Consider the following 5479-nt stretch of genomic DNA (forward strand, 5'->3'; position numbering starts at 1 on the left):
GCCACACCGCGGTCGAGATGTTGGAGACCCGGCTGCCACCCGACACGGACGCCGCCTTCGCGCTCCACTCCGGGTTGACGTAACCACGCGCCCCCGCGTACGGGTTGTCGGCCTTGCCGCTCTGCGTGATGTCGTTGTCGATCTCGGTCACGGCCAGCGAAGCACCGGTGTAGCCCGAGGCGGACGCCGCCACGGTCGCGGTGCCGTGAGTCTGGTCGCTGTCCTCGGCGGCGGAGATGGCGACGCTGACCCCGGCGACCGCGTTCGACGGGGTCAGCGTGACCGACGACGGCGCACTGATGCTGGTGTCGCCGCTGCGGGCCAGGGCGACCGTCACGTTCGAGGTCGGCGCGGCGCTCAGCTTGACGGTGACCGACGAACTGCTGCCCTCGGCGACGCTCACCGACGACGGCGTGATGATGATCGAGCGGGCCTGCGGGCTCGGGCTGGTGCTCGGGCTCGGCTGGGTGCTCGGGCTCGGGCTGGTGCTCGGGCCGGTGCTCGGCGTCGGGGTCACGCCTCCCGTGGTGCAGGTGGTGTTGTTCAGCGTGAACGCGGTCGGCTTGGTGTTGACCCCGCTCCAGCGGCCGTTGAAGCCGATGCTGGTCGACGCGCCCGTGCCGAGCGTGCCGTTGTAGGACAGGCTGGTGCCCGTGATGTTGGCGCCCGACTGCGACCAGGTGGCCGACCAGCCAGGGGCGGTCAGCGTCTGTCCGGACGGGAACGCGAACTTCAGCGACCAGCTGGTGATCGGGTCGCCGGTGTTCTTGACGGTGATGGACGCGGTGAAGCCGCCGCTGCCGGGGGCCTCGGTCCAGTCGTTGGAGGTGTACGTGATGTCACAACCGGGCGCGGCGTGCGCGATCGCCGCGGGGAGCGTGACAAGGCCGGCGACCACGAGGGCGCTCGCGCCGGTCAGCGCAACGATCTTGCGCCTTCCGGACAACCTGATCGGGAATCTCATTGCCTACTCCTTGGGCCGTGTCCGGATCCCCGGGCAGGGGTCCGGTGTGGACGCCGCAGAGACGGCCGAAAGGAGGGCCGCGCCGAGACGCCACGGAGGTGGTGCGGGGTGCCCTGCCCGGCGGGCGGAACTGAAGGTGAACGCAGACGACCGGAACGCGGTCCGTGACAACGCCGTCCCGGTGTGACACCGGGTGCCCTCGGCGATGAAATCGCGTGTGCTCCCTACGCGAGTGCGGTCATCGTCGCACACGAAACAAGCACGACACAACACCATGTGTCTATGCGTTGACCAGCGGTGAAAGTTTCAGTCGCGGTAGTTGAGCACTGCCGAGATCAGGCGTACGACGTCGCTGTGCAGCGCCGCGAACCGGCCCTCGACGTCCTCGCCGGCCGACCCGGTGTACGGGTCGATCGCGTGCAGCAGCAGCTCGTTGATGCCGCCGACGATGGCCAGCGCCTGCCCCTGCGACAGCGGCCGCAGGTCCAAGTCGCTGAGCCGGCCCACCTCGACGAGATCCACCAGGGTGCCCGCGAATCGTTGCAACGTCAGCTGGCGCAGCGTGAACGCGCGGTGCCCGGCCGCTTGCACCTCGATCAGCATGGTCCGGGTGAACGCCGGCATGGTCTCCAGCGCGCCGAGGTAGGCCGCCGCGCCGTCACTGATGCGCTCCGGCCACGGCTGGTCGCCGGACGCCGCGGCCCGGATGATCAGCATCAGCCTGTCGCAGACATGTTCGTAGAGCGCCATCAGGCACTCTTCCTTGGCGGCGAAGTGCTCGTAGAAGGTGCGCTTGGAGACCCGGGCCAGCGCCACGATGTCGGCGATGGTGGTCGATGCGTAGCCCTTCTCTGCGACGCACGCCGCGAGTGCCGTGGTCAGGTCACGGCGAACCGATTCGGGCGTCCGGGTGGGGGCGGCCATGGCTCCTCCGCTGGTCGGGCGAGTCAGGGTCGAATGGGTGCAGACTGTACCGGTGGCTCGTGACGGATTCGGGCCTTCCCCGCCCAGTTACCCGATGGTAATTTCTCGGGCAAGGGATGGTACCGGCTGGTACCACTGAGGAGGTCACCCGTGAGCAGCGCGGATCGCCACACCCGCATCGCGATCATCGGGGCCGGGTTCGGCGGGATCGGCGCGGCGATCCGGCTGCGCGGCGCGGGCCACCGGGACTTCCTGGTCTTCGACCGGGGTGACGAGGTCGGCGGGACCTGGCGGGACAACTCCTACCCGGGCTGCGCCTGCGACGTGCCCTCGCACATGTACTCCTTCTCCTTCGCCCGCAACCCGGGCTGGAGCCGCAGCTTCTCACCGCAGCCGGAGATCTGGGCCTACCTGCGCCGCTGCGCCGACGGCGTACGCCCCCACCTGCGGCTCGGGCACGAGGTGCACGCCGCCGCCTGGGACGAGCACGCGCGGCTGTGGCGGCTGGACACCTCGCACGGGTCCTACACCGCGCAGATCCTGGTCGCGGCGGGCGGGCCGCTCACCGAACCGTCCATCCCGGACCTGCCGGGCCTGGCCGACTTCCGCGGCGAGACGTTCCACTCGGCGCGCTGGCGGCACGACCTCGACCTGACCGGGCGGCAGGTCGCCGTCATCGGCACCGGAGCCTCGGCGATCCAGTTCGTGCCGCAGATCGCGCCGAGGGTCGACGCGCTGACGCTGTTCCAGCGCACCCCCGCCTGGGTGCTACCGCGCCGGGACCGGCGCATCAGCGCCGTCGAGCGCCGGCTGTTCCGCTCCGCGCCGTTCACCCACTGGCTGCTGCGGGCCGGGGTGTACTGGGGCCGCGAGCTGCAGGCCACCGCGTTCCTGCGCCCCGCGCTGATGCGCTTCGGCCAGGCCATGGCCCGCCGCCACCTGCGCCGGTCGATCGCCGACCCGGTGCTGCGCGAGCGGCTCACCCCCTCGTACACGATGGGTTGCAAGCGGGTCCTGCTGTCGAACGACTTCTATCCGGCGCTGGGCCGCGCCAATGTGGACCTGGTGACCGAGCCGATCACCCGGGTCACCGCCGGCGGCGTGGTCACCGCGGACGGGCGCGAGCACCCCGCCGACACGCTCGTGTTCGGCACCGGGTTCCACGTCACCGACCTGCCGATGGCGCGGACGATCCGGGGCGCCGACGGGCGCACTCTGGCCGAGCACTGGGCGGGCGGCATGTCCGCCTTCCGCGGCATCGCGGTCACCGGCTTCCCGAACCTGTTCCTGCTGCTCGGCCCGAACACCGGGCTCGGCCACAACTCCGTCGTCTTCATGATCGAGTGCCAGCTCACGTACCTGCTGGGCGCGCTGCGCCATCTCGACGCCGTGGGCGCCGACGCGATCGAGCCGCGGCCGGACGCGCAGCGGGCCTACAACGCCGCGCTGGACCGCGCGATGGACGGCACCGTGTGGACCAGCGGCGGCTGCCGCAGCTGGTACCTCGACGCCGACGGCCGCAACTCGACCCTGTGGCCCGGCTACACCTGGTTGTACTGGCTGCGTACGCGCCGCTTCGACGCCGCCGCCTACCGGCCCGTGCCGGCCCGCACCCCCGCCGACGAGGAGGCGCGATGAGCGAGCTCCGCGAGCCGATCATGAGCACCGGACGTGCCCCTGACGAGCGAAGCGAGGAGGGGGCATGAAGCAGTCGCTGCGCGACCAGGTCGTGCTGATCACCGGTGCGGCGCGGGGCATCGGCGCGCACACCGCCAGTTTGGCCGCCGCCCGCGGAGCCAGGCTGTCCCTGGTCGGGCTCGAACCGGACCGGCTACGCGGGCTGGCCGGCGAACTCGACGGTGCGGCCTGGTTCGAAGCCGACGTCACCGACTCGGCAGCGCTCGAAGCGGCCGTCGCCGGGACGCTGCGACAGTTCGGGCGCATCGACTGCGTGATCGCCAACGCGGGCATCGCGGGCCTGGGCACCGTCGCGACCGGTGACGTCGAGGCGCTGGCCCGCACCGTCGAGGTGAACCTGATCGGGGTGATGCGCACGGCGTCCGCCACGGCCGCGCCGGTCATCGCCGCCCGCGGCTACTACCTGCTGGTCTCGTCGACCGCGGCGTTCACCGCGCTGCCGGGCATGTCGGCGTACTGCGCCGCGAAGGCCGGGGTGGAGCACTTCGGCAACGCGCTGCGGCTGGAGCTGGCCCATCACGGCGTCGCCGTCGGCACGGCCCACCCGGGCTGGGTGGACACCGACCTGGTCCGCGACGCCAAGGACGACCTGCCGTCGTTCCGGGCCGCGTTCGGCAGCCTGCCCTGGCCGGTCGGGTCGACCAGCTCCGTCGAGCGGTGCGCGCGGGCGTTCGTCCACGGCGTCGAGCACCGGCGCAGGCGCGTCTACGTGCCGCGGGCCATCGGCGGGGTGCAGTTGCTGCGCACCGTGGTGAACAGCGCGTTCAGCGACCGCCTGGTGAGGCGGCGGTCGCGGGCGCTGGTGCCGCAGCTGGAGCAGGAGGTGGCGGCCCTGGGCAGGTCCTTCGGCGCGCACAGCGCGGAGACCGTGCGAGGGGACGCGCGATGAGCGGGCTTGGGCATGCCGCCGACGAGCGCGGCGAGGAGCGGCCATGACCATCGAAGTCGCGTACGAGCGCCGCGGCGCGGGCGAGCCCCTGGTGCTGATCCACGGCATCGGCCACCACTGGCGGGCCTGGGAGCCGGTGCTCGACCGGCTGGCCGAGCAGCACGACGTGATCGCCATCGACCTGCCCGGCTTCGGGCGCTCGCCGGTGCCGTCCGGCGGGATGCCCACCGACATGCCGCAGACCGTCGCCGCCGTCGCGTTGTGGCTCGACGAGCAGGGGCTGCACCGCCCGCACGTGGCCGGCAACAGTCTCGGCGGCGCGATCGCCCTCGAACTGGCCGCCGCCGGGGTGGTCGCCTCGGCGACGGCGATCTCCCCGGCGGGTTTCTGGACGCGCCGGCACATGCGGTACGCCCTGACGGTGCTGACCGTGATGCGCTGGGGCACGCTGCTGCCGCAACCGGTGGTGCGGGCCAACATGCGGCCCTCCCGCACCCGGGCGCTCGCGTTCGCGATGCTGATGCGCCACCCCGGCCGGCTCGACGCCGAACGCGCGGTCGCCGACGCCCTGGCGCTGCGCGGCGCAGCCGGTTTCCGGCCGGTCGCGCGAGCCGCCGCCCGCGGCTACGAGTTCCGGGGCGCGCCGTCCGTGCCGGTGACCGTGGCCTGGGGCGACCGCGACCGGATCCTGCTGCCGCGCCAGGCCGGGACCGCCCGCGAACGGCTGCCGCAGGCCCGGCACGTGACCCTGCCCGGCTGCGGCCACGTGCCGATGAGCGACGACCCGGCCCTGCTCGCCGAAGTCATCCTCGCCACCACCGCGACCCGCAACGGCTGACCGCCACCAAGCCGCGATCGGCGCTGCTCAGCTGCGCCCGGCTGTCAGGAAGGGCACCTTCTACATCGCATAGCGGGTGGATTCCAGTGGTCGTTGCAACACTGCTGGTTAGTTGGTGGTGTTGAGCAGTTTGGTGAAACGCTCGGCTGGGGTGTCCCAGCCGAGC

5 protein-coding genes are annotated in these 5479 nt (G+C 72.3%); 3 read left to right on the forward strand and 2 right to left on the reverse strand.

The window, feature by feature from the left end:
* Together AB0B35_RS41895 and AB0B35_RS41900 are read right to left on the reverse strand one after the other, a co-directional pair.
* A partial coding sequence (locus tag AB0B35_RS41895; RefSeq protein WP_361057440.1) for a cellulose binding domain-containing protein occupies nucleotides 1-964 on the reverse strand: 964 nt, incomplete at its 3' end.
* Nucleotides 965-1270: 306 nt separating this feature from the next.
* Entirely contained in the window at nucleotides 1271-1888 is a 618-nt protein-coding gene (locus AB0B35_RS41900) for a TetR/AcrR family transcriptional regulator (protein WP_361057443.1), read from the reverse strand.
* A gap of 150 nt (nucleotides 1889-2038) precedes the next feature.
* Here AB0B35_RS41900 and AB0B35_RS41905 point away from each other — a divergent pair, with 150 nt between their 5' ends.
* From AB0B35_RS41905 to AB0B35_RS41915, 3 genes are all read left to right on the forward strand, one after another.
* A complete protein-coding gene (locus tag AB0B35_RS41905; protein ID WP_361057446.1) occupies nucleotides 2039-3526 on the forward strand; it encodes an NAD(P)/FAD-dependent oxidoreductase in 1488 nt (495 codons plus the stop codon).
* 64 nt (nucleotides 3527-3590) lie between these two features.
* Nucleotides 3591-4475, forward strand: a complete 885-nt coding sequence (locus AB0B35_RS41910) for an SDR family oxidoreductase (RefSeq protein WP_361057449.1) — start codon at nucleotides 3591-3593, stop codon at nucleotides 4473-4475.
* A gap of 43 nt (nucleotides 4476-4518) precedes the next feature.
* Nucleotides 4519-5313: an alpha/beta fold hydrolase gene (locus AB0B35_RS41915; RefSeq protein ID WP_361057452.1), complete on the forward strand. Its 795-nt coding sequence runs from the start codon at nucleotides 4519-4521 to the stop codon at nucleotides 5311-5313.
* Nucleotides 5314-5479: the final 166 nt, after the last annotated feature.

Origin of the sequence: Catellatospora sp. NPDC049133, from assembly GCF_040648455.1 — a bacterium.
In the GTDB taxonomy this organism is placed as follows: Bacteria; Actinomycetota; Actinomycetes; order Mycobacteriales; family Micromonosporaceae; genus Catellatospora; species Catellatospora aurea.

Bases quoted from the DNA above. Each gene is read 5' to 3' on its own strand.
- AB0B35_RS41900 (WP_361057443.1), bottom strand. From the start codon at position 1,888: ATGGCCGCCCCCACCCGGACGCCCGAATCGGTTCGCCGTGACCTGACC.
- AB0B35_RS41910 (WP_361057449.1), top strand. From the start codon at position 3,591: ATGAAGCAGTCGCTGCGCGACCAGGTCGTGCTGATCACCGGTGCGGCG.
- AB0B35_RS41915 (WP_361057452.1), top strand. From the start codon at position 4,519: ATGACCATCGAAGTCGCGTACGAGCGCCGCGGCGCGGGCGAGCCCCTG.